Genomic DNA, 23276 nt, shown 5'->3' on the forward strand with positions numbered 1-23276 from the left:
CGGCCCGCGGGGAAAGGTTCAGTTGCCGCGGTGCGCGAAATCCTCGCCGAGCAGGACGAAGACGTCGGTGGTGTAATCGATCAGCTCGTCACGGCTGATCGGGAGATCGCCGCGCACCCAGCCGGTCAGTGTCTGGACCAGCCCGCCCACCAGGTAGGTGGCCCGGAAATCGATCACCGGGTCCGGCGCCGGGTCGGTGACTCCGTAAAACTCGATCCCCTCACTGGCCACCAGCCGGGCGAAGACCCGGATCGTCTCGGTGGTTCGTGCCCGTAACTGCGGGGTCGCCATCGCGGCGACCATGGTGACCTCGGTTTTCCGGGGATCGTCGGTGAGCAGATGGATACCGGCGGTGATGGCCGCGTGCGCCTTGGCCCGCGAATCGTCACCGGCGGCCTGCAGGGCCGCCGCGATCGCGATCACCAGTTCCTCGGCGATACCGTCGACCAGCGCGGTGAGTACGTCGTCCCGGCTGCCGAAACTCTCGTAGTAGTAGCGCTCGTTGAGCCCCGCCTCCGAACACATCCCCGACACGGTGAGCTTGTCCAGCCCCTGGGTTCCGATGATCTCCAGCGCCGCGTCCAGGAGCGCGGACCGTCGCTGGGCCTGCCGTTCCTCCGCGGACAAACCGCCATAGGTGCGCTGCGCTGCCATAGCTGGAGTTTATGCGCGCCGACACACACCGATGAAGACTGCAATTTGGCGGCAGCTCTTGCCAGAAGCGGCCCAACTGGTGGATGCTATTGCCAGATGCGGGTGCGCAGTGCTCGGCGTGGAGCGGACCAGGAGGCTGAGATGGCCGTGGACACCGGATACTTTTCCGACGACTCGATGATCAGAAGGGTGATGCGCAAGCGCGCCGTGGGCCTCACCTATGGATTGCGGGCGCTGGTGATCGGCGCGGTGAACCCCCTGCTCTACGTGGGGACCGCCGAATCGACCGAGCATCGCGACACCCCCTACACCCGGCTGGCGCTCACCGGCAAACTCTTCGAAGCTGTTTTCTTCGGCACCCGGGAGGAGGCCGACCGGGCGCTGGAGTTCACCGGGAAGAAGCACGCGAAAGTGCAGGGTCGGCTACCCGAGAACGCGGGGGCGCACCACCCGGCAGGATCGGCCTACTCCGCCTACGATCCGCATCTGAGTTTCATGACTATGGCGTTCACCTTCGAATCGGCCGAGGTCATGTACGACCTACTGGTCCGGCGGCTCGGCGATACCGAACGCGAGGACCTGTACCAGGATTATGTGCGCTGGGGTGAGCTGTTCGGCATGCCGCGTGAGGCGGCGCCGGCGGACTACCGGGCGTTCCGGGCGTACTTCGACAGCTACCTGGCCTCCGACGAGCTATTCCTCACCGACGAGGCGCGCAAGGTGGGGAACTATCTATCCGGGCACGTGGTGCCCTACCCGCAGCGCGCGCCGGGCCGGCAGATGAGTTCGGCGTACTACCTGCTGGTCCAGGGCAGTCTGCCGGGGCGTATCCGGGAAATGTACGGGATCCACTGGAAACGTACCGACGAGATCGCCTACCGCGGGTTGGCGCGGTCGGTGCGCAATGCGCACAGCGTGCCCTCTGCGCTGGTACCCCGGCCGGTGAAAACCGCGCTCAACGGGCCGAGCGCACCGGTGTACCGGCTGATCACGAAGCAGGAGCAGCGGTTGGCCCGGGAGGGGAAGCGCAGTATGCCCGGGATCGATCCGCGTCCGCGCGGGCGAGTCGGGCCCGGAGGCGGTAGCGCAGCGTAACCATGGAGGGCTCTCGCTCGTGCTCGATGGATACAGCGCGGGCGAGTCGGGCCCGGAGGCGGTAGCGCAGCGTAACCATGGAGGGCCCTCGCTCGTGCTCGATGGATACTGCGGGCGGAGCGAAATTCGGCACGAGCCGCATGCGAAGATCGGGGCATGTCCAGTCCTGCGCAGACCCCGGCCACCGGGGAACGTAAACAGCGGGTGCTTTCCGGTATCCAGCCGACCAGTGCCTCGTTCCACCTCGGGAACTATCTCGGTGCTCTGCAGTACTGGGTGAACATGCAGGACGAATACGACACGCTGTACTTCATCCCGAATATGCACGCGATCACGGTGGCGCAGGATCCCAAGGAACTGCGCCGCCGCACCCGGGTCGCCGCGGCGCAGTTGCTGGCGCTGGGTATCGACCCCGAGCGCTCGACCCTGTTCGTGCAGTCCCAGGTGCCCGAGCATGCCGAACTGACCTGGGTGCTGAACTGCATCACCGGGTTCGGCGAGGCGAGCCGGATGACCCAGTTCAAGGACAAATCGGTGAAACAGGGGGCGGAGAACACCACTGTCGGCCTGTTCACCTATCCGGTGCTCATGGCGGCCGATATCCTGCTCTACCGGGCCAATCAGGTGCCGGTGGGGGAGGATCAGCGCCAGCATCTCGAGCTCACCCGTAACCTCGCCCAGCGGTTCAACACCCGGTTCAAGAAGACCTTCGTGGTCCCGGAAGCTCATATCGTCAAGGGCACCGCGAAGATCTACGACCTGCAGGATCCCACCGCGAAGATGAGCAAATCCGCGAGTTCGGACGCGGGCCTGATCAACCTTCTCGACGACCCCGGGGTGACGGCGAAGAAGGTGCGCTCGGCGGTTACCGATACCGAGCGTGAGATCCGCTACGACGTCGAGCACAAGCCGGGGGTCAGCAATCTGCTGGTGATCCTGTCGGCGCTGACCGAGACACCGATCGTGACGCTGGAGAAGGGGTATGCCGGTCGCGGGTACGGCGACCTGAAAGTCGACGTTGCCGACGCACTGGTCGAATTTGTCACGCCGCTGCGTGCGAAAGTGGAAGAGTACATGGCGGATCAGGGTGAACTCGATCGCATACTCGCCACGGGAGCCGAGCGTGCGCGCGAGATCGCCGGCAACACTCTCGCACAGGTTTACGACCGGGTCGGCTTCCTGACCCACTGATACCGGTCCGCGGCCGTGCGTGTGGCGATGAGGGGCGCGAACAGTGCAGGTGATCGACAACGGCAAGGCCGCAGTCCAGCGCATGATCGGACAGCGGCCGTGGCTCGACCACCTGGTTCGCGCGGCCGGTAGATATCAGAGCCAGCGCGGCGACTACTACGCGGCCGGGATCACCTATTTCACTGTGCTCTCGCTGTTCCCGCTGCTGATGATCGCCTTCGCCATCGCGGGTTTCGTGCTCGCGGGCAATGCCGACCTGCTGAGCCAACTGCAGGAGAAGGTTGTCGAGAACATCCCGGGTGAGATGGGCGATCAGCTCAACGACTTGATCGACCAGGCGGTGAATTCGCGCGGGACGGTCGGTGTGCTCGGCCTGCTCACCGGGCTGTACTCGGGTCTCGGCTGGATGGCGAACCTGCGCAAAGCGCTCACCGAACAGTGGGAGCAGCCCTCGGACGGGGACAACTGGCTGCGCACCAAATTCTCGGACCTGGGTGCGCTGCTGGGGCTTTTCCTGGCGCTGGTGGTGTCGCTCGGGTTGTCGGCGGTGGCGTCGAGCCGGCTCGGCGTGCAGCTGCTCGAACTGGTGGGGCTCGACGAGATGCCCGGGGTGCGCTTGCTGCTGTGGTTGCTGTCCACGGTGCTCGCCATGGTGGCCTCATGGGCGCTGTTCGCCTGGATCATCGCCCGGCTGCCCCGCGAACCGGTCACCCTGCGCAGCGCCCTGAAGGCCGCGGCGCTGGCGGCAGTGGGCTTCGAGATCTTCAAGAACATCGCCGGGATCTATATGAGGTCGGTGCTGAACAGCCCGGCCGGTGCCGCCTTCGGTTCGATCATCGGCATCATGGTGTTCAGTTATGTGGTCTATCGGATCATTCTGTTCGCCACGGCCTGGGCGGCGACCGCGCGGGAGAACGAGCAATCGGCCTCGGTTCCGGTCCCCGCCCCGGCGCTGATCCGGCCGCGAATGGACAGCGGCCGGCCGGGGATGGTCGGTGGTGCCGCGCTGTTCGGCGCGGGTGCGCTCGCCACACTGGGAATCACCCGGCTGCGCCGCCGCCGGCGCGGCTGAGCGGCGCGCCCGGACACGCGCGACGCGCACCGGTTCGCGGATCACCGGCTGTTCGGCCGTATTTCACCTCGGCGGCCGGGGCCCGAACTGTGAGCGGCCGGTGGGCGACGTATGCGAATGCTCCGACGGCGAATCGACCCCTTTTGCGGGGATTCCGCGGTCATGATCGCCCGGGAAAGGTACTTACGTATATCCAGGGATAAGTGCCGACGCACCGGAATACGGATATTTCGGCGCGCGTGACGGATGCTCCGGGGCCGCGCTCATCTTATGGTCCCATCCGAGGCAGCTCGATACCCGGAAATTCACCGGGGCGCAGAGCATTTGGCATACTGCCGTGTAGAGGAGGGCCCGGTGGATTCCGAGGCGGCGACCCGGCATCCCGCACCAGGGGTGGTGCGACCCGCGAATTCGAGGCGGAGTACCCGTTGGCCGTCGCGTTAGCAGGCGAGCGGAAGCCACCGACGTTTCCCGCCGAAGTATGGATCGTTTCGATCACCACCTTTCCGAGCAGGTCGGTCGGCTTTCTGGCGCTGTTCTCCACCGTGTTCTACACCTCGATGGGGCTGAGTCCCCTGGCATTGACCCTCGCATTGTTCGCGGGCGGTTTCGCCGGAGTGCTCGGATCGGTCGCGGCGGCTGGTCCGCCGCCCATTTCGGCTCCACCGATGTGCTCATCGCCGGTTCCCTGCTCAATGTTCCGCTGCTGTACCTGCTCGGTATGTCGACGGATGATCCGGTACCCGGCCATTGTGCTCGCCTCACTGAGCGTGGCGGTGACGCAATCGTTCTCGGGGCCCGCGGCGGCGTTGGTGACGGGATCGGCCTACGAGGGAAATACCGTCACGGTGGTCGCCTTCCACCGTATTTTCCTCAGTAGCGGCGTCACGGTGGCTCCGATCATGGTTTCGGCGGTGGGCGAGCACAACTTCTCGATGCTGTTCTTCCTGTCCGCGCTCGGGTCGGCGGGCACCGGCACGTTCCTGTTCTCCGAACGGGCCGGACTCCGCGGTGCCGAGGCGCTGGCGGTGGCGCGGGAATGGAACGCGCCCGACCTCATCTCCGATTCCGCCGCGGCGGTGTCGTACGACCCGTCCCGCGTTTCGGGCCTGTGGGCGGTGATCGTGGTATTCGGCACGGCCATGGCGGTCTACGCGCAGAGTATGAGTGGGCTTCCCCTGTCGGTCGAGAAGGTATCCGACGGCGGCCGACTCTACAGTGTCCTGCTCGTCATCAATTCGCTTTTCATCATCTTCTTCGAGCTGCCGATCAGTACGCTGACGGCCCGGCTGAAGTGGAATTACGCGCTGGGGTCGGGGATCTTCGTCACCGGGCCCGGGCCCGGGCCCGGGCTCGCGGTCTGCGGCGCCGGCTCGAGCTGGACCGTGCGCATTATCGGATTCGTCCTCTTCTCGCTCGGCGAGGCCATATTCATCCCGCAGGCCGAACTGGATTTCCGGTGCACCGAAGTGCGCAAGCGGGCCGGCGATTTCTTCACCGCGGACTGAGTTCGGGCCGGCCGGGGGACGGTGAGGGACCCCCGGCCGGCCGGTGTTATTCGTAGAAGACTCGGGTCAACGCTGACGGGTGCGTACATGCCAGGTGCCGAGGAGCAGGATCGGCACCAGGATCAGCCCTCCGACCATGAGCAGCATCCACAGTTCGTCGAAGTCACCGCCGCCCGGGCCCTGCGCCGAATAAGCCACCGAGTCCTCCGCCGGCGGTACCGCGAGCCCCGGTGCGGCGACCACCGATTCGTCATCGTCACCGGGGATATCGCCGACCTGCGCGCCCGGGCCGAGCGCGAAGCCGTAGTCGAGCAACCGGGCCGCCTGCTCCCACGGGCGGATCGGCAGCACATCGGCCTGGAGCAGGGTGACCGCCAGCCTGCGGCCGTCGCGTTCGGCGGCGGCGACGAAGGTCTGGCGGGCGTCGTCGGTGTAACCGGTCTTTCCGCCCAGTGCCCCCGGATAGTTGTAGAGAAGTCCGTTGTCGTTCGCGATCGGGAAGCCGGGATGGTCCTGGTCGTCGGGGATGCGTGGGTCCGGCGGGTAGCCGGGAAAGTCGAACTGTTCGGTGCCGATCATCTCCGCGAACAGCGGGATCTGCATGGCTTCCCGGAACAGCAGCGACAGATCGTAGGCGGAGGTGCTCATGCCGGGCCCGTCCAGACCGGAGGGTGTGGCCGCGCGGGTGTCGTAGGCGTGCAGTGATTCGGCGAGGTCGTTCATCTTCACCACCGCCACCTCGTCGCCGCCCAGTTGAGCGGCCAGCGCGTGCGCGGCGTCGTTACCCGACGCCATCACCAGGGCGTGCAGCAACTGCCGGTTGCTGTAGCGGCCGCCGGGACCGATCCCGACCCTGGTGCCCTCGACATCGGCGTCGGCCTGGGTGCCCACGACGACCTTGTCGAGGTCCAGGGTGCGCAGCGCGACGATGGACAGCAGTACCTTGATGGTGCTGGCCGGGCGGTACCGGCCGTGTGGGTCCTTGGTGGCCAGGACGGCGCCGGTGTCCAGGTCGGAGACCATCCAGGCGGTCGCGGAGATATCGGCGGGCAGCGCCGGCGCGCCGGTGGGCAGGACCACGCCGCATTCGCCGAGTCGTTTCCCGCCGATCGGGGAGTCCGGGACCGACAGTGGTGTCGGCGCCGGTTTGCCGGGTTCCGGGACCTCCGAGGAGTCGATCGCCGGTGGTGGTTGTGTCTTCTGCGGGCACGTATCGGTGACCGGGGTGGTGAAGGGAGTAGTGGTGGGTGGCGCGGGCTGCGCTGCCGCGCTCCCGCAGACGGTGAGCGGTCCGGCCGCGAGAACCGCGGCGGTGAGCACCGAACCCAGGAGGCGGGTGGTGCGCTGGTGTAGCAACCTGTTGTACATATCGACGCCGAGCCTAGAATCCCGGCGCGCGAGACGTGCGGCACGGGCTCCCACCGCTGGTTTCCGGACCGACCGGTATTCGCCGGTTCAGCCCAGCAGTACCGCGTATCCCGGTTTGATGATGTCGTCGATGATCCGCAGCCGCTCCGGAAACGGGATGAACGCAGATTTCATCGCGTTGATGGTGAACCGTTCCAGATCGCTCCAGCCGTAGCCGAAGGTCTGGTGCAGTTTGAGCATCTCCCGGCTCATGCTGGTGTCGCTCATCAGTCGGTTGTCGGTGTTCACCGTGACCCGGAAGCGCAGCCGAGCGAGCAGGTCGAACGGGTGTTTGTCCAGTGAGGGCACCGCGCCGGTCTGCACGTTCGACGAGGGGCACAGTTCGAGCGGTACACGGGTGTCACGCACATAGGCCGCCAGCCGGCCGAGCCGGGCGTCCCCGACCGCACCCGGCACCTCGATATCGTCGACGATCCGGACACCGTGCCCGAGCCGGTCGCAGCCACAGAACGCCAGCGCCTCGTGAATGGACGGCAGACCGAAGGCCTCACCGGCGTGGATGGTGAAATGCGCGTTGTTGACCCGCATGTACTCGAAGGCGTCCAGATGTCGGGTGGGCGGGTATCCGGCCTCCGCGCCCGCGATATCGAAACCGCACACACCCCGGTCACGGAAGCGGATCGCCAGTTCCGCGATCTCCCGGGACCGCGCCGCGTGCCGCATGGCGGTCAGCAGACAGCGCACCACGATGGGCTGTCCGGCCGCGGCGGCGGCCGCCTCGCCCGCGGCGAACCCGGCCAATACGTGTTCGACCACCTCGTCGAGGGTGAGATCCTTTTCGAGGTGTTGTTCGGGCGCGAACCGCACCTCGGCATAGACGACCCCGTCCGCGGCCAGATCCTCGGCGCATTCGCGGGCCACCCGGTGCAATCCCCGCGGGGTCTGCATGACCGCGACCGTATGGGTGAAGGTCTCCAGATAGCGTTCCAGCGAGCCGCTGTCGGCCGCGTCCCGGAACCAGCGCGCCAGGGCTTCGGCATCGGTCGCGGGAAGCCGGTCGTATCCGCAGTCCGCGGCCAGTTCGAGCACGGTGGCGGGTCGTAGACCGCCGTCGAGATGATCGTGCAGCAGCGCCTTCGGTGCCCGGCGCAGTGTGGCGAGATCCAGCGGCAGAGGTCCGGTCATATGCCGACGGTATCGCCGAATGTCGCGGCGGTCAGCCGGACGGCCCGAAACGTTCCACCTCTTCGGCGGGCGCTCACCTCGAATTCCCTTCGTGGTCAGCGGCCGGATGCGGATGGTTGTGCGCGGCACCCGGGCCGGACCGGGCGGGGCGCGTCGCCGGCGACCCGGTCGAGGACAAGCGGGCCGAGGGCGGGCCGGTCGGTGGGTCCGGTCTCGACGGTGATCGCCTCGGCCAAGGCCTCGAATGCGCGCGGGAACGCTTCCGGGGTGTCGGTGTGCAGGGTGAGTAGCGGTTGTCCGGCGGTGACCCGATCGCCGGGGCCCGCATGCCACCGCACACCCGCGGCGGCCTGGACCGGGTCGCCCTGCCGGGCGCGGCCGGCGCCCAGTCGCCAGGTGGCGATACCGACCCCACGCGCATCGAGGTGGGTCAGGGTTCCCGAGGCCGGGGCGGACAGCGTTTCGGTGTGCGCGGCCTTCGGTAGTGGGGCGGCCGGGTCCCCACCCTGGGCACGGATCATCGCGGTCCAGTGGTCCATGGCGCGTCCGTCGACGAGGGCGTCGGCGGGATCGGTGTCCAGACCCGCCAGCGCGACCATCTCGCGCGCCAGCGCCACCGTCAATTCGACGATATCGGCCGGTCCGCCACCCGCGAGGACTTCGACGGCCTCGGTGACCTCGAGCGCGTTGCCCGCGGTGCGGCCCAGCGGGGTGTCCATGGCGGTGAGCAGGGCCACGGTCCGCACGCCCGCGTCGGCGCCGAGTTCGACCATCGCGGTGGCCAGCGCATGGGCCTCGTCTCGGGTGCGCATGAACGCCCCGGACCCGACCTTCACATCCAGCACCAGGGCGGCGGTGCCCTCGGCGATCTTCTTGCTCATGATCGAACTGGCGATCAGCGGAATGGATTCGACCGTGCCGGTGGTGTCGCGCAGGGCGTAGAGGCGTTTGTCGGCGGGCGCGAGATCGGCGCCGGCCGCACAGACCACGCAGCCCGCGGCCGGGTCGGTGAGGATCTCGCGCATCCGGGCCGGGTCGATATCGGCCCGCCAGCCCGGGATCGATTCCAGTTTGTCCAGCGTGCCGCCGGTGTATCCCAGTCCACGGCCGGACAGCTGCGGTACCGCCGCGCCACAGGCGGCGACCAGCGGAGCCAGCGGCAGGGTGATCTTGTCACCCACGCCGCCGGTGGAATGCTTGTCGACCGTCGGCCGCGGGAGATCGGTGAAATCCAGTCGCCGGCCCGATCGCAGCATCGCCTCGGTCCAGCGCGCGGTCTCGCGCCGGTTCATCCCGCGCAGCACGATCGCCATGGCCAGCGCCGCCATCTGCTCGTCGGCCATCTCGCCGCGGGTGAAGGCGGCTATGGCCCAGTCGATCTGCGCGTCGGACAGTTCGCCGCCGTCGCGTTTGGCCCCGATGATCGATACCGCGTCGTGTGCCGTCACGCCACCAGTCTGGCAGCGCCGCGGCGCTGGTGCCGGGTGCGCCGAGCCGGGCCCGCTGTGGTCCGCGGGCCTCGCCTACCCGACCGAGGGGCACCTCGCGGCGGACCGGCCGCCCGGTGGGGCCGGGCATTACTCCTGGAGCGCCCGCAGGGTCTCGAGGCGGTGCTGCACCGTGGGCCCCGTGGGGGTCACGATGATCTCGTCCGCTCCGGTGTCCTTCACCAGCGTGTCGAGCCGGTCGAGGACCTGCTCGCGGGTGCCGATCGCCTGGTCGGCGTTGCGGTCGTCGACGAAGGCGTTCTCCGCATCCGACCAGGGATACTCCTCCGCCTCGGCCAGGGTCGGTATCCGCTGCGGCAGCTGACCGGTGCGCATCCGCAGCTGGACCAGGCTCTGCGGCAGGGTACGGCGGCGGGCCTCCGCGGCGGAGTCGGCGACCACGGTCGCCACGGCGAGCATCGAATGCGGTTCGCTGAGCACCTCGGAGGGTCGGAACTCGCTGCGGTACAGCTCGAACACCAGCGGGGTGTTGCGGCCCCCCGCGAAGTGATGGGCGAACGCGAACGGCAGGCCCATCATCGCCGCCAGACGGGCACTGAAATCACTGGAACCCAGCAGCCACATCTCGGGGACGTCGCCCTTACCGGGCACCGCCTGGATACGATCGCCCTGCCCGCCGCGCAACGGCGGAATCGTTCCGAAGTAGGCGAGCAGTTCCACCACCTGTTTCGGGAAGTCCTCCACCGCCTCGGCCGCCGCGCCGCGCCGGATGGTGGCCGAGATGAGCGGATCGGTACCGGCGGCCCGGCCCAGCCCCAGGTCGATGCGGTCACCGTAGAGCGCCACCAGGGTGCCGAACTGTTCGGCGACCACCAGCGAGGAATGGTTGGGCAGCATCACCCCGCCGGAACCCACCCGGATCCGCTCGGTCGCCGCGGCCACCCCGGCGATCAGCACCGGCGGCGCCGAGCTCGCGATACCCGGCATGCCGTGGTGCTCGGCCACCCAGAACCGGCGGTACCCCAATCGCTCGGCCTCGCGGGCGACGGTCAGGGTGTCGGCGAGCGCCTGCCGATGTGATCCATCGGCGGCGACGGCGGCCAGGTCGAGCACGGAGAGGGGAACTGTCATACCCGGACCAACCCGTTCGGGCCCGCCGGGATTCCACGGCCGTCCGGTACCGGCAGGGCGGCCGCGCGCTTCGTCGGCTACCGATCACCTCGCACGGCGACGGCCGCACCGGTGGCGCACGTCTGCCTGCCGACGGACACGCCCGGCCACCACCGGATCGGTCGTACGCCGGCCGAAGTGTGGGCCGGTATCGGCGCGCTCCCGGCCCGGCGGCGTCAACTCGATGCGGGGGGTGTCCGGCCGGCGGCGAGGTCGTCGGGGCCGAAGGCGTCCGCCAGCAGCCGGCCGAGGGGCACCGGCCCGTCGAGGTGGTCGACGAGCAGTTCCTTCCCGCCGAATTCGTGGAGCACCTGGCGGCAGCGGCCACAGGGCAGCAGGATCGCGCCCCGCGAATCGCAGACCGAGACAGCGAGCAATCGGCTGCCGCCCGCGGTTATGTTGTTGCCGGCCAGCACGCATTCCGCGCAGAGCCCCAGCCCGTAGGACACGTTCTCGACATTGCACCCGACCGAGATCGTGTTGCCGTCCCAACCGGCCGCGCCGACCGGAAAACGGGAGTAGGGGGCATAGGCGCGTCGCATGGCGGTGTGCGCGCTGGTGCGAAGAAGATTCCAGTCGATATCCATAGCTGCTCCCGCGTCCGTGGGCGACCCATCCGGGTCCCGGCCCAGCCTGCCGCATCACCGTGTCCGGCGCGCGCCTGCGCGCACGAGCTGTTCCGGGGGAATGTGAAACACGTCGTTGCGCTCGGAGATATGTAGAGTGCCCGGCCGCTCGGTCCGGCACCCCTCACCAGGAAGGTGCGAATGACGCTTCCGAAGTTCCTCATCGTCATGGTGTATTCGAAGTTGCTGCTGTCCAGGCTCGACGCCTTCGACAAGGTCGAGGTGCGGATGGAGTACCAGATCGTGCCCGATCACGAGGCCGATCCGGCCGTCGGCAAGTACCCGCAGAGCGCACTGTCGAGTCAGGCACTACTGGGCCGGGTGCCCGGCGATATCGTCGAGACCGTTTTCAACTACGAGGCCGTGCGGCTACGGGTCGATTCGATCGACGAGGGCGACTGACCCCGGCGTGGTTCCACCGGCGGTCCGCACCGGGGGCGGCCGGTGGGCGGGCCCGGCTCCTCCGTGCGTGCGTGCGTGCGTGCGTGCGTGCGTGCGTGCGCGCGCGCGGGCGGGCCGGCCGGCGCGCGGTCTGCGCAATTCCGGGGAATCCTGGGAAGTCTTTCCCGTCGCGGCGATCCGTCCGCTACTCTTGAGTAACTTCGTCTCTGGTAATGAGACATTTTGCACATTGCCGCTGCGCGCAATGGCAAGGTCGGCATTGTGCGCCGGGGTGCGTGCCGAAAAACGCGCGGTGCGCGCGTGCGCTGCGGACCGGATGTGAAATCCGCTGCACACCAAGGATTTGCGGAACAATTCGACGTCGCGGGAAGGTTCTGGAAGTAGGCGATCGAGGGCGCGACGAAGCCGTCGCGGAACCCCTCCACTGCCCTACAAAGGTAAACCTAACCTGTGTGATCTGGGCGCAACGCGCGGCACGCCGAATTAGTTCCCCGATTGTCAGAGGATTAGAGTCCAGAACAGATCGGTTCAGGTTCGGCGGCGGCGAGCCCTATCGACAGCGGCCCCGGAGTCGGTCCCTGTCGGCCGCGGGTTGGTACGCCACCGAATATCCGGCCCGCCACACCGGTGCCGGGATCTGCGACCGGGTCCATCAACGATGTTGGAGGCACCGAAACTCTATGGCCACGATAGAAGCTCCGGCTCAGCCGAAGCGCAAAACGCTGTACCGAGGCGACCCCGGAATGTGGTCCTGGGCCCTGCACCGGATCACCGGTGTCACCGTTTTCTTCTTCCTTTTCGTGCACGTCCTGGACACCGCGCTCGTACGGGTCAGCCCGCAGATGTATGACGAAGCGATCGAGATCTACAAGACGCCGATCGTCGCGCTCATGGAGATGGGACTCGTTTTCTGTGTGCTGTTCCACGCGCTCAACGGTGTGCGGGTGATCCTGGTGGACTTCTGGTCCCAGGGACCGCGCTACCAGAAGCAGATGCTCTGGGGCATCATCGGGCTCCTGGTGGTGCTCTTGGTGCCCGCGATCGGTCGCATGTTCTTCCTACTGTTGACGGAGCACTGAGCCATGTCTGCACCTGTTCTCGGTAAGTCCTACGACCGTCCGGCGAGCCTGGACCTGCCCCGTTCGTCGCGTTCGCACGCCAGCGGGAACTTCGAGAAGTACGCGTGGCTGTTCATGCGCTTCTCCGGCGTCGCGCTGATTCTGCTGGTCCTCGGCCATATGGCCATCATGCTGCTGCTCGACGGCGGCGTGAAACGACTGAACTTCGCCTTCGTCGCCGGCCGGTGGGCCAGCCCGTTCTGGCAGATCTGGGATCTGGCCATGCTGTGGCTGGCGCAACTGCACGGCGGTAACGGTCTGCGCACCGTGATCGCCGACTACTCGCGCAAGGATTCGACCCGGTTCTGGCTGAACACGCTGCTGGTGCTGTCGATGATCCTGATCATGGGCGTGGGCACCTACGTCATCTTCACCTTCGACCCCAATATCAGTTAGGAACGGGCCACCTCGCATGAGTGAGCGCAGCGAACGAACCGACGCCGCAGGTGAGAGCAGCGAACGAACCAGCGGACCCGTTGAAGCCCGACCTGTTCAGGAGCATCGCTACGACGTCGTGATCGTCGGTGCCGGTGGCGCGGGCATGCGGGCGGCCATCGAGGCCGGCCCGCGGGCGCGGACCGCGGTGCTGACCAAGTTGTACCCCACCCGCAGCCACACCGGCGCGGCCCAGGGCGGTATGTGCGCGGCCCTGGCCAACGTCGAAGAGGACAACTGGGAGTGGCATACCTTCGACACCGTCAAGGGTGGCGACTACCTGGTCGACCAGGACGCGGCGGAGATCATGGCCAAGGAGGCCATCGACGCGGTGCTGGACCTGGAGAAGATGGGTCTGCCGTTCAACCGCACCCCCGAGGGCAAGATCGACCAGCGCCGCTTCGGCGGGCACACCCGTGACCACGGCAAGGCCCCGGTCCGGCGCGCCTGCTACGCCGCCGACCGGACCGGTCACATGATCCTGCAGACGCTGTACCAGAACTGCGTCAAGCACGACGTCGAGTTCTACAACGAGTTCTACGTGCTGGACCTGGTGCTGACCGATACCGATCGCGGTCAGGTCGCGACCGGGGTGGTCGCCTACGAGCTGGCCACCGGTGAACTGCACGTCTTCCACGCGAAGTCGATCGTCTTCGCCACCGGCGGTTCGGGCCGGATGTACAAGACCACCTCCAACGCGCACACGCTGACCGGTGACGGTATGGCGATCGTGTTCCGCAAGGGCCTGCCGCTCGAGGATATGGAATTCCACCAGTTCCATCCCACGGGTCTGGCCGGGCTGGGCATCCTCATCTCCGAGGCGGTCCGCGGTGAGGGCGGCATCCTGCGCAACGCCGACGGTGAGCGGTTCATGGAGCGTTACGCGCCCACCATCAAGGACCTCGCGCCGCGCGATATCGTCGCCCGCTCGATGGTGCTCGAGGTGCTCGAGGGCCGCGGCGCCGGACCGAACAAGGACTACGTCTACATCGACGTGACCCACCTCGGTGAGGACGTGCTCGAGGAGAAGCTGCCCGATATCACCGAGTTCGCCCGCACCTACCTCGGTGTGGACCCGGTGAAGGAACTGGTGCCGGTCTTCCCCACCTGCCACTACGTGATGGGCGGTATCCCCACCCGCATCCAGGGCGAGGTGCTGAAGAACAACACCGATATCGTCCCCGGCCTGTACGCCGCCGGCGAATGCGCCTGCGTCTCGGTGCACGGCGCGAACCGGCTCGGCACCAACTCGCTGCTCGATATCAATGTGTTCGGCCGCCGCGCCGGTATCGCCGCCGCGGAGTACGCCCACCGTGCCGAGTTCGTCGATATGCCGGAGAACCCGGCGCACATGGTGCAGGACTGGCTGGCGCTGATCCTGTCCGACCACGGCAACGAGCGGGTCGCCGATATCCGCACCGAACTGCAGCGGTCGATGGACAACAACGCCTCGGTGTTCCGCACCGAGGACACGCTCAAGCAGGCCCTCACCGATATCCACGCGCTCAAGGAGCGCTACGCCCGGATCACGGTCCAGGACAAGGGCAAACGCTACAACAGCGATCTGCTCGAGGCAGTCGAACTCGGCTTCCTGCTGGAGCTGGCCGAAGTCACGGTGGTCGGGGCGCTCAACCGCAAGGAGTCGCGTGGCGGGCACGCGCGCGAGGACTACCCGGACCGCGACGACGTGAACTTCATGCGGCACACGATGGCCTACAAGGAGGGTGCGGATCTCCTCTCCGATATCCGCCTCGACTTCAAACCGGTGGTGCAGACCCGTTACGAGCCGATGGAGCGTAAGTACTGATGACCGCTGTAGCCGAGAATCCGACGGTCGCGAACCCGGCGCCGGTCCCCGAGGGTTCGACCATGATCACCGTCAAGGTGGCGCGGTTCAACCCGGAGGACGGTCAGGGCCAGCGCTGGGAGTCGTTCCAGGTGCCCGCGCTGCCGACGGACCGCTTCCTCAATGTCCTGATCTACATCAAGTCCTATCTGGACGGCACCCTCACCTTCCGGCGCTCCTGCGCGCACGGCGTGTGCGGGTCCGACGCCATGCGGATCAACGGGGTGAACCGGCTGGCCTGCAAGGTCCTGATGAAGGACATGCTGCCGAAGAGTGGTAAGCCGGTCACCATCAGCGTGGAACCCATCCGCGGACTGCCGGTCGAGAAGGACCTGGTCGTGGACATGGAACCGTTCTTCGACGCGTTCCGGGCGGTGAAGCCCTACCTGATCACCTCCGGTAACGAGCCGACCTTCGAGCGGATCCAGAGCCAGGCCGACCGCGCCCGGTTCGACGACACCACCAAGTGCATCCTGTGTGCCTGCTGCACCACGTCCTGCCCGGTGTACTGGCACGACGGCAGCTACTTCGGCCCGGCCGCGATCGTGAACGCGCACCGCTTCATCTTCGACAGCCGTGACGAGGCCGCCCGGGAGCGCCTGGACATCCTCAACGAGGTCGACGGTGTGTGGCGCTGCCGCACCACCTTCAACTGCACGGATGCCTGCCCGCGTGGTATCGAGGTCACCAAGGCCATCCAGGAGGTCAAGCGGGCCTTGCTGTTCGCCCGCTGATCCCGGCTACCGACAGAACCGCCCCCGTGTCCCCGCGCGGGGGCGGTTTTGCATCACCGGTCATTTGTATTTCGACACGCGAACTTGATAATTCGGGTACCCGAACTTACCATCTGACTGGAAGGCGGGTGGTTCGGTATGCAGGTGTTTCCCCGGATCGCCGCCGTGCTCGCGGCCTGCGGCCTCACCGTCGTGCTCGCCGCCTGCGATACCTTCCATCTGCCGCGTACCGGTGAACCGGTCGTCGCCACCACCTTCAGCGTGCTGGCCGATATCGCGTCGAATATCGCGGGCGAGCACCTCGAGGTGCAGTCGCTCACCAAGCCCGGTGCCGAGATCCACAGCTACGAGCCCACTCCGGGCGATATCAAACGCGCCGCCAAAGCGGATCTGATCCTCGACAACGGCATGAACCTGGAAGCCTGGTTCGGTCGGTTCGTCGCCGACCTGGACGCCGAGCACATCACCGTGAGCGAAGGGGTCGCGTCGGTCCCGATAACCTCCGACGCCTACGCCGGGAAACCCAATCCGCACGCCTGGATGTCACCGCTCAACGTGCGCGTCTATGTGGACAATATGGTCGCGGCCTTTTCTCGCCTCGTGCCCGAACACGCGGCGGACTTCCACGCCAACGGCGAGGCCTACAAGCAGCAGTTGCAGCAGGTCCACGACGAACTCGTCGCCGACCTCGCGAACCTGCCCCGCCGCCGGCGCGCGCTGGTGACCTGCGAGGGTGCCTTCTCCTACCTGGCCCGTGACGCGGGCCTCTCGGAGTACTACCTCTGGCCGGTCAATGCCGAGCAGCAGGCCACCCCGCAGCAGATCACCCGGGTCATCGAATATGTCCGGGACCACGAGGTGCCTGCGGTGTTCTGCGAATCCACCGTTTCCGACGCCCCGATGCGCCGGGTCGTCGAGGCCACCGGGACGAGATTCGGCGGGGTGCTCTACGTGGATTCGCTGTCGGCGGCCGACGGTCCGGTGCCGACCTATCTCGACCTGATCCGGCACGACGCCGAAACCATAGCCGCAGCACTCACCGGGAGCAGGCCATGACAGTCCCCGCCATCGACGTCGACGGCGTCACCGTCTACTACCGAGAGGTCCAGGCACTCGACCAGGTCCGGTTGACGGTGGACGCCGGCCGGGTCTGCGCGCTCATCGGGATGAACGGGTCCGGGAAATCGACCCTGTTCAAAACCCTCATGGGAATGATCACTCCCGACCGCGGCACCGTCCGGATCGGCGGGGCCGCACCGGTCGCGGCCAGGCGGGCCGGGCTCCTCGGTTATGTCCCACAGAACGAGGCCGTGGACTGGTCGTTCCCGCTGTCGGTGCGCGATGTGGTGACCACCGGCCGCTACGGCCGGATGGGGTTCACCCGCCGGGCGAGCCGGGCCGACCGGGCGGGCGTGGACGAGGCGCTGGAACGGGTCGAACTGACCGAGCTGGCCGACCGCCAGATCGGTCGGCTCTCGGGTGGCCAGCGCAAACGCGCTTTCGTGGCCCGCGGTATCGCGCAGGGCGCCCGGATCCTATTGCTCGACGAACCGTTCGCCGGGGTGGACAAACGCTCCGAGGCGACGATCACCGGGCTACTCCGCGAACTCGCGGCCGACGGGGCCACCGTCCTGATCTCCACCCACGACCTGCACGCCCTACCCGGCCTGGCCGACGAGGCCGTACTGCTGATGCGACGGGTGCTCGTCCACGGCGCCCCGGAGGAGGCGCTGCGGCCGGAGAACCTCGCCCTCGCCTTCGGTCTCGACGTCATCGGACAGCGGTGAACGGGATGGACCTGATCGAATTCCTGCTCGAGCCGATGCGCTACGCGTTCATGGTGCGCGCGCTCACCGCCGGCCTCGTCGCGGCCGTCGTCTGTGGACTGCTGTCCTGCTGGCTGGTCCTGGTCGGCTGGTCACTGATGGGAGACGCGGTTTCGCACGCGGTGCTGCCGGGCGTGGTACTGGCCTATATCGCGGGGGCGCCGTTCGCCGTCGGGGCGGTGATCTTCGGATTCCTGGCGGTCGGGTTGATCGGCGTGGTCCGCGACACCAGCCGCGTGAAGGAGGACGCCGCCATCGGCATCGTGTTCACCACGCTGTTCTCCTTCGGCCTGGTACTCGTCTCGGTGACGCCCAGCAATACCGACCTCAACCACATCATCTTCGGCAATCTGCTGGGCGTGAGCCAGGGGGAACTGGCCCAGATCGCGGGGCTGGCCGCGCTGGTCTTCGTCGTGCTCGTGCTCAAACGCCGCGATTTCACGCTGTACGCGTTCGACCCCACCCACGCCTACGCCCTCGGCCTGAACCCGCGCGTCCTGGGCGCGGCCCTGCTCGGCCTGCTCGCGCTGACCTCGGTGGTGGCTCTGCAGGCGGTCGGGGTGATCCTGGTGGTGGCCATGCTGATCATTCCCGGTGCCACCGCCTACCTGCTCACCGATCGGTTCGGGCGGATGCTGGTGATCGCCCCGGCACTCGCCGCGGTCTGCGCGGTCACCGGCCTGTACGTGAGCTACTACGCCGATACCGCACCCGGAGCCACCATTGTGCTGGCCCAGGGCATCGTCTTCACCGCGGTGTATCTGTTCGCGCCCCGGCAGGGCTTGATCGGCTCGCGGCTGGCGGCCGGTCGCCGCCGGGACCGCGAGGAGGCCGGAACGCCGGCGGCTGCCGTGGCCGTCGAACCGCCCACCTGACCGGCCGAGGTTCACACACGGGTGTCCGTAGCCGTGTCCCGGTGACCAGGGCCGCGGATCCCCGGTAGGCGCGTCCCGGCCCGGGTGGAGACAATGGAGGCCGGGTGTGCCCACGCTGTGGGCGTAGTCGGCGGAATCGGCCGTCGCGGTGTACGGGCGGTCGTAGCGGCTCGTGTCACCCGACGACGCTCTACGGCAGGGAGAGCGCGGAGAAGCCGGCGCCGGGCGAGAGCCGATCGGTTCGACACGGTCGGGATCCTCGTGCGTTACCGATCGGGCCGTGGGGCGGCTTCACGGGAAGGCATCCTCGAACGGGGCCGCCCGCCGCCAGCTGTCACCCGCGATCACCACATGGTCCAGGAACCGCAGACCGACCGTTCGTGCCGCCGCGGCGAGCAGCGTGCTGGCCCGGCGATCGTCCGGGCTGGGGGTCGGGTCGCCGGAGGGATGGTTGTGCGCCAGCGCGAAGGCGCGACCGTCGTGGCGCAGGACCGTGTTCAGGATCTCGCGCACCGGTACCGCGACCTCGTCGATGGCGCCCTCGGCGACGAAGATCCGCTGCCGTGGCCGGTTGCGCGCATCGCAGATCAGCACCAGCAGGCGCTCCACCCGGGCCCCGGCGAACAGCGGGGCGGCCTCCCGGGCCACATCGTCGGGGTGCAGCAGCGGTGCCGGGGCCTGCGTGCTGCTGCGGGCCCGGGCGGCGAGCTGGAACGCGGCGGCGATAGCCGTGGCCTTGGCCACTCCCACGCCGGGCCGGCGCAGCAGTTCCTCGGGCCGGGCCGAGGCCAGCCCACCGACTCCGCCGAACTCGGTGAGCAGGGCGAGGGCGAGCTCGACCGCGCTCTCGCCCCGGCGGCCCTGGCCGAGCAGCAGGGCGAGCAGTTCACCGTCGTTCAACGCCTGGGGACCGAGTGCGCACAGGCGTTCCCGCGGCCGCTGTGTCCTGGGCAGATCGGTGATCGGTACCGGCATGATTCCCCCTCCAGATTCCGGGGTCATCATGCCAGCGGGTACCGACAGTTCCGGAGGGCCCGGCCGGGCCCGGGGCGGAGGCCCGGCCGGATCAGCCGTCGACCACCGCAGGCTGCGGGGAACGGTTCAGCGCCGACGCCGCCAGCCGCTCGAAATGCCGTAGCTGCCGCTCGTGCACCACGATCCGGCGCAGTGCCTCGTGAATGGTCGCCTTGTTCGACGCCGTGCCCATGATGGCCCCGGCGGCCGCCAGCAGATCCTGGTCCAGCTCGATCCGCACTGTCGGCATGCGTCCTCCTTAGTACATCCGCCCTGATGCGGCGGCGTGGCGTCGGCATCCGGGCAATGACCACGCAAACAAACGCCGCTGGCCAGTCAGTTTGCCCAGTCGCCGCCGGTTTATCGACCGAATGTCACGCCGTGTGTCCACATCGAGACCTAGGGGCCCGGCCGCCGCGGGCAGGTCAGCGTGGCGACAGGCGTGACTCGAAATTGCGTTCGAGTTCGCGCCAGGCACGCGCTTCCGCGTCGAACGGCGGGTTGGGCGCCATCCGGGTCGGATCCGGGTGCAGCAGGTAGGACACATACCAGCCGAGCGGGGTCGATTTGGCCAGCGCCTGTTCCACCGCGTCGTCGTCGGCGTAGTCGGCGGCATCGGAGAACAACTCCAGGACCAGGTCGAGCTGCTCGGTATCGACCGCTTCCGGCCCCTCGGCCAGGTCATCGGCCAGGCCGGGAAGCACGTAGACGTTCTCCTCGGTGACCTCCACCTCGAGCGATCCGTCGATGGCTGCGGTCTGCACCTCGGCGAAGGTACTGATGCGTGCCAGATCGTGTTCGTGGTCGTCGGCGAGATACCGTGCGAGTGCACGCTCACTGGCGAACACCGAGATGGCGTTCTTGGCGCCGAGGAAAATCGGTTCGTCGTCGAGATAGCAACGCAGGGTGAAGTATTCGGTATCGGCCGTCACGATCTTGACCGGGTCGATCCCGACTTCTTCCCAGAAGGTGAGCTCCGCGTCGTCGTCGTCTTCGTCGTCCAGGTCGACCGGCTCGAAATCGCTGTCGTCGTCGGTGTCGGCCGCGTCGTCGGCATCGACCACGTTCTCCTCGGCGGCCAGCAGCTCGGCCTCGGCCAGGGCGACCGCCTCGGCGTCGACCTCGGGTACCCGCACCACCGAGTCGATGGCGTCGAGCACGTCGTCCCAGCTCTTGGCCACCGCGGCGCCGATCTGGTCCCACAGTTCCTCGCCGTCGCGACCCATGAACATATTGGTGCCGCCGGCCAGGGCACCCAGCGACGGGTGCGAACCGAAGAATTTGGTGACCGTTTCGAGCTCGCAGACCTCGCCGATATTGCGCACCATGGCCAAGGTGTCCTCCAACTCGGCGACGGTGTCCACATCCGGGTCACCGGCGGCCAGTTCCGGTACACCGACCAGATCGAAGGAGTAGTTGTCGCCGGGCTCGAGTTCGGCGGCCGATAGGCCCGCGACCACCTTCCACGCCGGGTGATCGATCAGGTCGTTGTCGGAGTCGGTCCGGATGAAGGCCGCTAGTTCGGCCACGGACTCGAAGCCGTAGAGGGCGTCCTCATGTCCTAGGAACGCCTCCCACTCGTCGTCACCGTCACGCCAGCGCGGTGCCCACAGGGTGACAAGATCGCCGTCGGTCAGACCGAGCTCGATCGGGACGATGTCTCCAGAAGCCATACGCGGAAGCCTAATAGGTCCGGCGGAGCGGAGCCCACCCCTGGCCTATGCACAGTTGCGGCGGACGGGGGAGTCTCCGGAGCCAGACGGTCCGCACGGTATCGGCAGGCGGGCGGGCGGGCTGCCCGATCAGATGCCGTCCGGCCCGGTTCCGGTCGGGTCGACCACTCCCGGGGGCGCCGGTGCGAACGACTCGTTCAGCGCGGTAACGACCTCCGAACGCTGCCCACCGGCATCCTCGGCGGCCTGCCGGCAGGCCCAGATGATGAGCTGGGCGGCTTCGGCGGGCGGTAGCGCGGTCACTGCCTCGGTGAGCTGCAAACTCACCAGGGCGCCGTCGCTGTCGACCTCGGCGGTCACCATCCCGTCCTCGGTGCCGAACCGGCCGCGGACCTGTTTGAGTCCGTACAGCGCCGCTTCCAGTGCTTCCAGCTTCCGCGTGGCACCGGCGACCAGGGCGTCCATCTCCGCGCTCATACATCTCTCCTGGGTCCGAGCGGGCATCCGCTGTGGTGGTGGTGCACGTGCGGGCCGCTCATACCGGCCTCATCCAGCTGGTCGGGCCGGTATCGGCATCGTCCATCCGGTCCAATTCGTCGACCGCCTGCTGGCGGGTGGGCAGACCGAGCTGATCCAGGATGTCGGCCGGCATTCCGTTCTCCGCCAGCAGTTCCCGGCGCTTGGCCTTGGCTGCGATGGTGGAGCGGCGGGTCAGCCGCAGGATTTCGTCGGCGAGAGCCTGGGCGCCGTAACGGTATTCGCTGCGCTCGAATTTGATCTCCACCGGCATCCCCTGGTCGGTGGCGCGTACCGACAGCGTGCCGGCCCGATTGCGGCTGACCGCCATCGTGACATTCGGTACCTCGGGAAGCTGTTGCTCAGTCATAATTCTGTCCAGTCGTCATGATCGGATGTCCGTCCCCAGCGGGTGCCGGTGCTGCCGCGGTTCATTCCGTGGGCCGGTAGAACCCGAGGAATTCCATCCCGCTGTTCTCCGTCCGGACCGAGCTGATCTGCACCGGATCACCGGCCTCGATCAACTGGCCGTTGCCGACCACCATCGCCACATGGCCGTCCCATACCGCGAGATCGCCGGGCATGAGATCGCCCGGCGATACCGGGGTGGCGCCGTTGGCCTGCTCATGGGCCAGCCGGGGCAGTTCCACGCCGGCCTCGCCGTAGGCGTATTTGGTCATCCCACTGCAGTCCAGCCCGGCACCGGGAGTGTTGCCGCCCCAGACGTAGGGGGTGCCGAGCGTGCCCAGGGCCGATTTCACCGCGGTGGCCGCTTTCTCGTTCGGCGCCTCCACCACACTGCCGTCCGGCAGGGTGATCTTCACGCCCTCACCTGTGGCGGTACCGGTCGAGGTAGCGGTTTTCTGCGGGGTCCCGGAAGTGGTGGTGCCGCCCGGGCTCGACGACATGGCGGTGCTCATCATCGAACCGGCCATCCCGGCCGCGGAGCTCAGCCCCGACGTCGCCGTCGACACGGCCTGGGCGCTCACCGGCGCGGTACCCGCCGCCGACGGGGTGGGCGGTGGCGGGGTGAGCTCGTTCATCGAGGAGGTCTGGGTCTGCAGTTCGTTCTGCACCCGGCCCACCACGCCCAGCGCCTGGCCCAGATGGTCGATCGCGGAACCCACCAGCAACGACATACCCGCCGGGGTGCCCAGGGCGGGTGCGGCCGCGGCGGCGGTGTTCACGAACGACTGCGCGATGGCGGTGAGGTCCTTGTTGCCGGTCTCCACATGGGCCGCGGCCTGGCCCATCACGGTCGCCATCTCGTTGCCGCGGTCGGAGATGCTCGCGGCCGAGGTCTGCACGCGCAGCGCCTTCGCGGTCGCGGCATCCGCGCCGGTGCCGTCCCAGGCGGTATTCATCTGATTGATGCCGCCGCGGCCCAGCGCATGGACCTGGTCGATGGCCGTGGACGCGGTACGCAGCGCGTCGCCGGGGCCGCCGGTGGCCAGCACACCGGTGCCGAAGCCGGCGAGCAGGTCGAGAATCGGCCTGGCCAGTGTATTGATATCGATCAC

Annotated in this window: 24 protein-coding genes; 12 read left to right on the top strand and 12 right to left on the bottom strand. The window is 67.8% G+C overall.

Translation table 11 applies throughout. The features are described from left to right. Positions 1–18: 18 nt before the first annotated feature. Complete coding sequence (locus ACQPYS_RS04060; RefSeq protein ID WP_431940651.1) at positions 19–654, bottom strand: TetR/AcrR family transcriptional regulator; 636 nt, start codon at positions 652–654, stop codon at positions 19–21. A 141-nt stretch (positions 655–795) separates the two neighbouring features. Here ACQPYS_RS04060 and ACQPYS_RS04065 point away from each other — a divergent pair, with 141 nt between their 5' ends. From ACQPYS_RS04065 to ACQPYS_RS04080, 4 genes are all read left to right on the top strand, one after another. Then, positions 796–1749, top strand: coding sequence for an oxygenase MpaB family protein (locus ACQPYS_RS04065; RefSeq protein ID WP_433491730.1), 954 nt, complete (start codon positions 796–798; stop codon positions 1747–1749). 156 nt (positions 1750–1905) lie between these two features. After that, a complete protein-coding gene (gene trpS, locus ACQPYS_RS04070) occupies positions 1906–2940 on the top strand; it encodes a tryptophan--tRNA ligase (RefSeq protein ID WP_063035739.1) in 1035 nt (344 codons plus the stop codon). Between the two features lie 43 nt (positions 2941–2983). Further along, positions 2984–4012 carry an inner membrane protein YhjD gene (gene yhjD / locus ACQPYS_RS04075; protein WP_245664502.1) on the top strand — a complete coding sequence of 343 codons (1029 nt, stop codon included), beginning with the start codon at positions 2984–2986 and terminating at the stop codon, positions 4010–4012. Positions 4013–4743: 731 nt separating this feature from the next. After that, positions 4744–5520: a hypothetical protein gene (locus ACQPYS_RS04080; protein WP_433491731.1), complete on the top strand. Its 777-nt coding sequence runs from the start codon at positions 4744–4746 to the stop codon at positions 5518–5520. A 66-nt stretch (positions 5521–5586) separates the two neighbouring features. Here the strand turns inward: ACQPYS_RS04080 and ACQPYS_RS04085 are convergent, their stop codons facing one another. The 5 genes from ACQPYS_RS04085 to ACQPYS_RS04105 all read right to left on the bottom strand — a co-directional run bounded on the left by ACQPYS_RS04085 (position 5587) and on the right by ACQPYS_RS04105 (position 11278). Then, positions 5587–6888 carry a D-alanyl-D-alanine carboxypeptidase family protein gene (locus ACQPYS_RS04085; protein WP_431940646.1) on the bottom strand — a complete coding sequence of 434 codons (1302 nt, stop codon included), beginning with the start codon at positions 6886–6888 and terminating at the stop codon, positions 5587–5589. A gap of 87 nt (positions 6889–6975) precedes the next feature. Continuing rightward, entirely contained in the window at positions 6976–8073 is a 1098-nt protein-coding gene (locus ACQPYS_RS04090; RefSeq protein ID WP_063035742.1) for an adenosine deaminase, read from the bottom strand. 95 nt (positions 8074–8168) lie between these two features. Then, positions 8169–9521: a thymidine phosphorylase gene (locus tag ACQPYS_RS04095; protein WP_431940645.1), complete on the bottom strand. Its 1353-nt coding sequence runs from the start codon at positions 9519–9521 to the stop codon at positions 8169–8171. 129 nt (positions 9522–9650) lie between these two features. Continuing rightward, a complete protein-coding gene (locus ACQPYS_RS04100) occupies positions 9651–10652 on the bottom strand; it encodes an LLM class flavin-dependent oxidoreductase (protein WP_433491732.1) in 1002 nt (333 codons plus the stop codon). 215 nt (positions 10653–10867) lie between these two features. Further along, complete coding sequence (locus tag ACQPYS_RS04105; protein ID WP_433491733.1) at positions 10868–11278, bottom strand: cytidine deaminase; 411 nt, start codon at positions 11276–11278, stop codon at positions 10868–10870. A 180-nt stretch (positions 11279–11458) separates the two neighbouring features. On the opposite strand from ACQPYS_RS04105, the gene ACQPYS_RS04110 reads away from it, so the two are divergent. From ACQPYS_RS04110 to ACQPYS_RS04145, 8 genes are all read left to right on the top strand, one after another. Next, on the top strand, positions 11459–11719 hold the full coding sequence (locus ACQPYS_RS04110) for a hypothetical protein (protein WP_433491734.1): 261 nt from the start codon (positions 11459–11461) through the stop codon (positions 11717–11719). Between the two features lie 680 nt (positions 11720–12399). Then, complete coding sequence (gene sdhC / locus ACQPYS_RS04115; RefSeq protein WP_084480572.1) at positions 12400–12798, top strand: succinate dehydrogenase, cytochrome b556 subunit; 399 nt, start codon at positions 12400–12402, stop codon at positions 12796–12798. A gap of 3 nt (positions 12799–12801) precedes the next feature. Beyond that, positions 12802–13233, top strand: coding sequence for a succinate dehydrogenase hydrophobic membrane anchor subunit (locus tag ACQPYS_RS04120; protein ID WP_433491735.1), 432 nt, complete (start codon positions 12802–12804; stop codon positions 13231–13233). A gap of 16 nt (positions 13234–13249) precedes the next feature. Beyond that, positions 13250–15079 carry a succinate dehydrogenase flavoprotein subunit gene (gene sdhA, locus ACQPYS_RS04125; RefSeq protein ID WP_433491736.1) on the top strand — a complete coding sequence of 610 codons (1830 nt, stop codon included), beginning with the start codon at positions 13250–13252 and terminating at the stop codon, positions 15077–15079. Next, positions 15079–15852 carry a succinate dehydrogenase iron-sulfur subunit gene (locus ACQPYS_RS04130; RefSeq protein ID WP_433491737.1) on the top strand — a complete coding sequence of 258 codons (774 nt, stop codon included), beginning with the start codon at positions 15079–15081 and terminating at the stop codon, positions 15850–15852. The genes sdhA and ACQPYS_RS04130 overlap by 1 nt, the downstream gene beginning before the upstream one ends. Before the next feature lie 138 nt (positions 15853–15990). After that, on the top strand, positions 15991–16908 hold the full coding sequence (locus ACQPYS_RS04135) for a metal ABC transporter substrate-binding protein (protein ID WP_433491738.1): 918 nt from the start codon (positions 15991–15993) through the stop codon (positions 16906–16908). Further along, positions 16905–17639 (top strand): metal ABC transporter ATP-binding protein, encoded by a 735-nt coding sequence (locus ACQPYS_RS04140; protein WP_433491739.1) that lies wholly within the window; start codon positions 16905–16907, stop codon positions 17637–17639. Before ACQPYS_RS04135 ends, ACQPYS_RS04140 begins: the two co-directional genes overlap by 4 nt. Positions 17640–17644: 5 nt before the next feature. Further along, positions 17645–18553, top strand: coding sequence for a metal ABC transporter permease (locus tag ACQPYS_RS04145; RefSeq protein WP_433491740.1), 909 nt, complete (start codon positions 17645–17647; stop codon positions 18551–18553). A gap of 291 nt (positions 18554–18844) precedes the next feature. On the opposite strand, the gene ACQPYS_RS04150 is transcribed toward ACQPYS_RS04145, so the two are convergent. From ACQPYS_RS04150 to ACQPYS_RS04175, 6 genes are all read right to left on the bottom strand, one after another. Beyond that, complete coding sequence (locus tag ACQPYS_RS04150) at positions 18845–19528, bottom strand: JAB domain-containing protein (protein ID WP_431940636.1); 684 nt, start codon at positions 19526–19528, stop codon at positions 18845–18847. Between the two features lie 91 nt (positions 19529–19619). Continuing rightward, positions 19620–19817: a type II toxin-antitoxin system VapB family antitoxin gene (locus ACQPYS_RS04155; RefSeq protein ID WP_063035759.1), complete on the bottom strand. Its 198-nt coding sequence runs from the start codon at positions 19815–19817 to the stop codon at positions 19620–19622. Positions 19818–19992: 175 nt separating this feature from the next. Further along, positions 19993–21240: a primosomal protein gene (locus ACQPYS_RS04160; RefSeq protein WP_433491741.1), complete on the bottom strand. Its 1248-nt coding sequence runs from the start codon at positions 21238–21240 to the stop codon at positions 19993–19995. Positions 21241–21369: 129 nt separating this feature from the next. After that, on the bottom strand, positions 21370–21717 hold the full coding sequence (locus ACQPYS_RS04165) for a hypothetical protein (RefSeq protein WP_063035761.1): 348 nt from the start codon (positions 21715–21717) through the stop codon (positions 21370–21372). 58 nt (positions 21718–21775) lie between these two features. Continuing rightward, complete coding sequence (locus ACQPYS_RS04170) at positions 21776–22126, bottom strand: hypothetical protein (RefSeq protein WP_431940634.1); 351 nt, start codon at positions 22124–22126, stop codon at positions 21776–21778. 61 nt (positions 22127–22187) lie between these two features. Beyond that, on the bottom strand, positions 22188–23276 hold the full coding sequence (locus ACQPYS_RS04175) for a C40 family peptidase (protein WP_431940633.1): 1089 nt from the start codon (positions 23274–23276) through the stop codon (positions 22188–22190).

The organism is Nocardia grenadensis, from assembly GCF_050942415.1.
Lineage (GTDB): Bacteria > Actinomycetota > Actinomycetes > Mycobacteriales > Mycobacteriaceae > Nocardia > Nocardia grenadensis.

Excerpts from the sequence above, each read along its gene's own strand:
- ACQPYS_RS04060 (WP_431940651.1), bottom strand. The coding sequence starts at position 654 with ATGGCAGCGCAGCGCACCTATGGCGGTTTGTCCGCGGAGGAACGGCAG.
- ACQPYS_RS04065 (WP_433491730.1), top strand. The coding sequence starts at position 796 with ATGGCCGTGGACACCGGATACTTTTCCGACGACTCGATGATCAGAAGG.
- trpS (WP_063035739.1), top strand. The coding sequence starts at position 1,906 with ATGTCCAGTCCTGCGCAGACCCCGGCCACCGGGGAACGTAAACAGCGG.
- ACQPYS_RS04080 (WP_433491731.1), top strand. The coding sequence starts at position 4,744 with ATGATCCGGTACCCGGCCATTGTGCTCGCCTCACTGAGCGTGGCGGTG.
- ACQPYS_RS04085 (WP_431940646.1), bottom strand. The coding sequence starts at position 6,888 with ATGTACAACAGGTTGCTACACCAGCGCACCACCCGCCTCCTGGGTTCG.
- ACQPYS_RS04090 (WP_063035742.1), bottom strand. The coding sequence starts at position 8,073 with ATGACCGGACCTCTGCCGCTGGATCTCGCCACACTGCGCCGGGCACCG.
- ACQPYS_RS04100 (WP_433491732.1), bottom strand. The coding sequence starts at position 10,652 with ATGACAGTTCCCCTCTCCGTGCTCGACCTGGCCGCCGTCGCCGCCGAT.
- ACQPYS_RS04105 (WP_433491733.1), bottom strand. The coding sequence starts at position 11,278 with ATGGATATCGACTGGAATCTTCTTCGCACCAGCGCGCACACCGCCATG.
- ACQPYS_RS04110 (WP_433491734.1), top strand. The coding sequence starts at position 11,459 with ATGACGCTTCCGAAGTTCCTCATCGTCATGGTGTATTCGAAGTTGCTG.
- sdhC (WP_084480572.1), top strand. The coding sequence starts at position 12,400 with ATGGCCACGATAGAAGCTCCGGCTCAGCCGAAGCGCAAAACGCTGTAC.
- ACQPYS_RS04120 (WP_433491735.1), top strand. The coding sequence starts at position 12,802 with ATGTCTGCACCTGTTCTCGGTAAGTCCTACGACCGTCCGGCGAGCCTG.
- sdhA (WP_433491736.1), top strand. The coding sequence starts at position 13,250 with ATGAGTGAGCGCAGCGAACGAACCGACGCCGCAGGTGAGAGCAGCGAA.
- ACQPYS_RS04130 (WP_433491737.1), top strand. The coding sequence starts at position 15,079 with ATGACCGCTGTAGCCGAGAATCCGACGGTCGCGAACCCGGCGCCGGTC.
- ACQPYS_RS04135 (WP_433491738.1), top strand. The coding sequence starts at position 15,991 with ATGCAGGTGTTTCCCCGGATCGCCGCCGTGCTCGCGGCCTGCGGCCTC.
- ACQPYS_RS04140 (WP_433491739.1), top strand. The coding sequence starts at position 16,905 with ATGACAGTCCCCGCCATCGACGTCGACGGCGTCACCGTCTACTACCGA.
- ACQPYS_RS04145 (WP_433491740.1), top strand. The coding sequence starts at position 17,645 with ATGGACCTGATCGAATTCCTGCTCGAGCCGATGCGCTACGCGTTCATG.
- ACQPYS_RS04150 (WP_431940636.1), bottom strand. The coding sequence starts at position 19,528 with ATGCCGGTACCGATCACCGATCTGCCCAGGACACAGCGGCCGCGGGAA.
- ACQPYS_RS04155 (WP_063035759.1), bottom strand. The coding sequence starts at position 19,817 with ATGCCGACAGTGCGGATCGAGCTGGACCAGGATCTGCTGGCGGCCGCC.
- ACQPYS_RS04160 (WP_433491741.1), bottom strand. The coding sequence starts at position 21,240 with ATGGCTTCTGGAGACATCGTCCCGATCGAGCTCGGTCTGACCGACGGC.
- ACQPYS_RS04165 (WP_063035761.1), bottom strand. The coding sequence starts at position 21,717 with ATGAGCGCGGAGATGGACGCCCTGGTCGCCGGTGCCACGCGGAAGCTG.
- ACQPYS_RS04170 (WP_431940634.1), bottom strand. The coding sequence starts at position 22,126 with ATGACTGAGCAACAGCTTCCCGAGGTACCGAATGTCACGATGGCGGTC.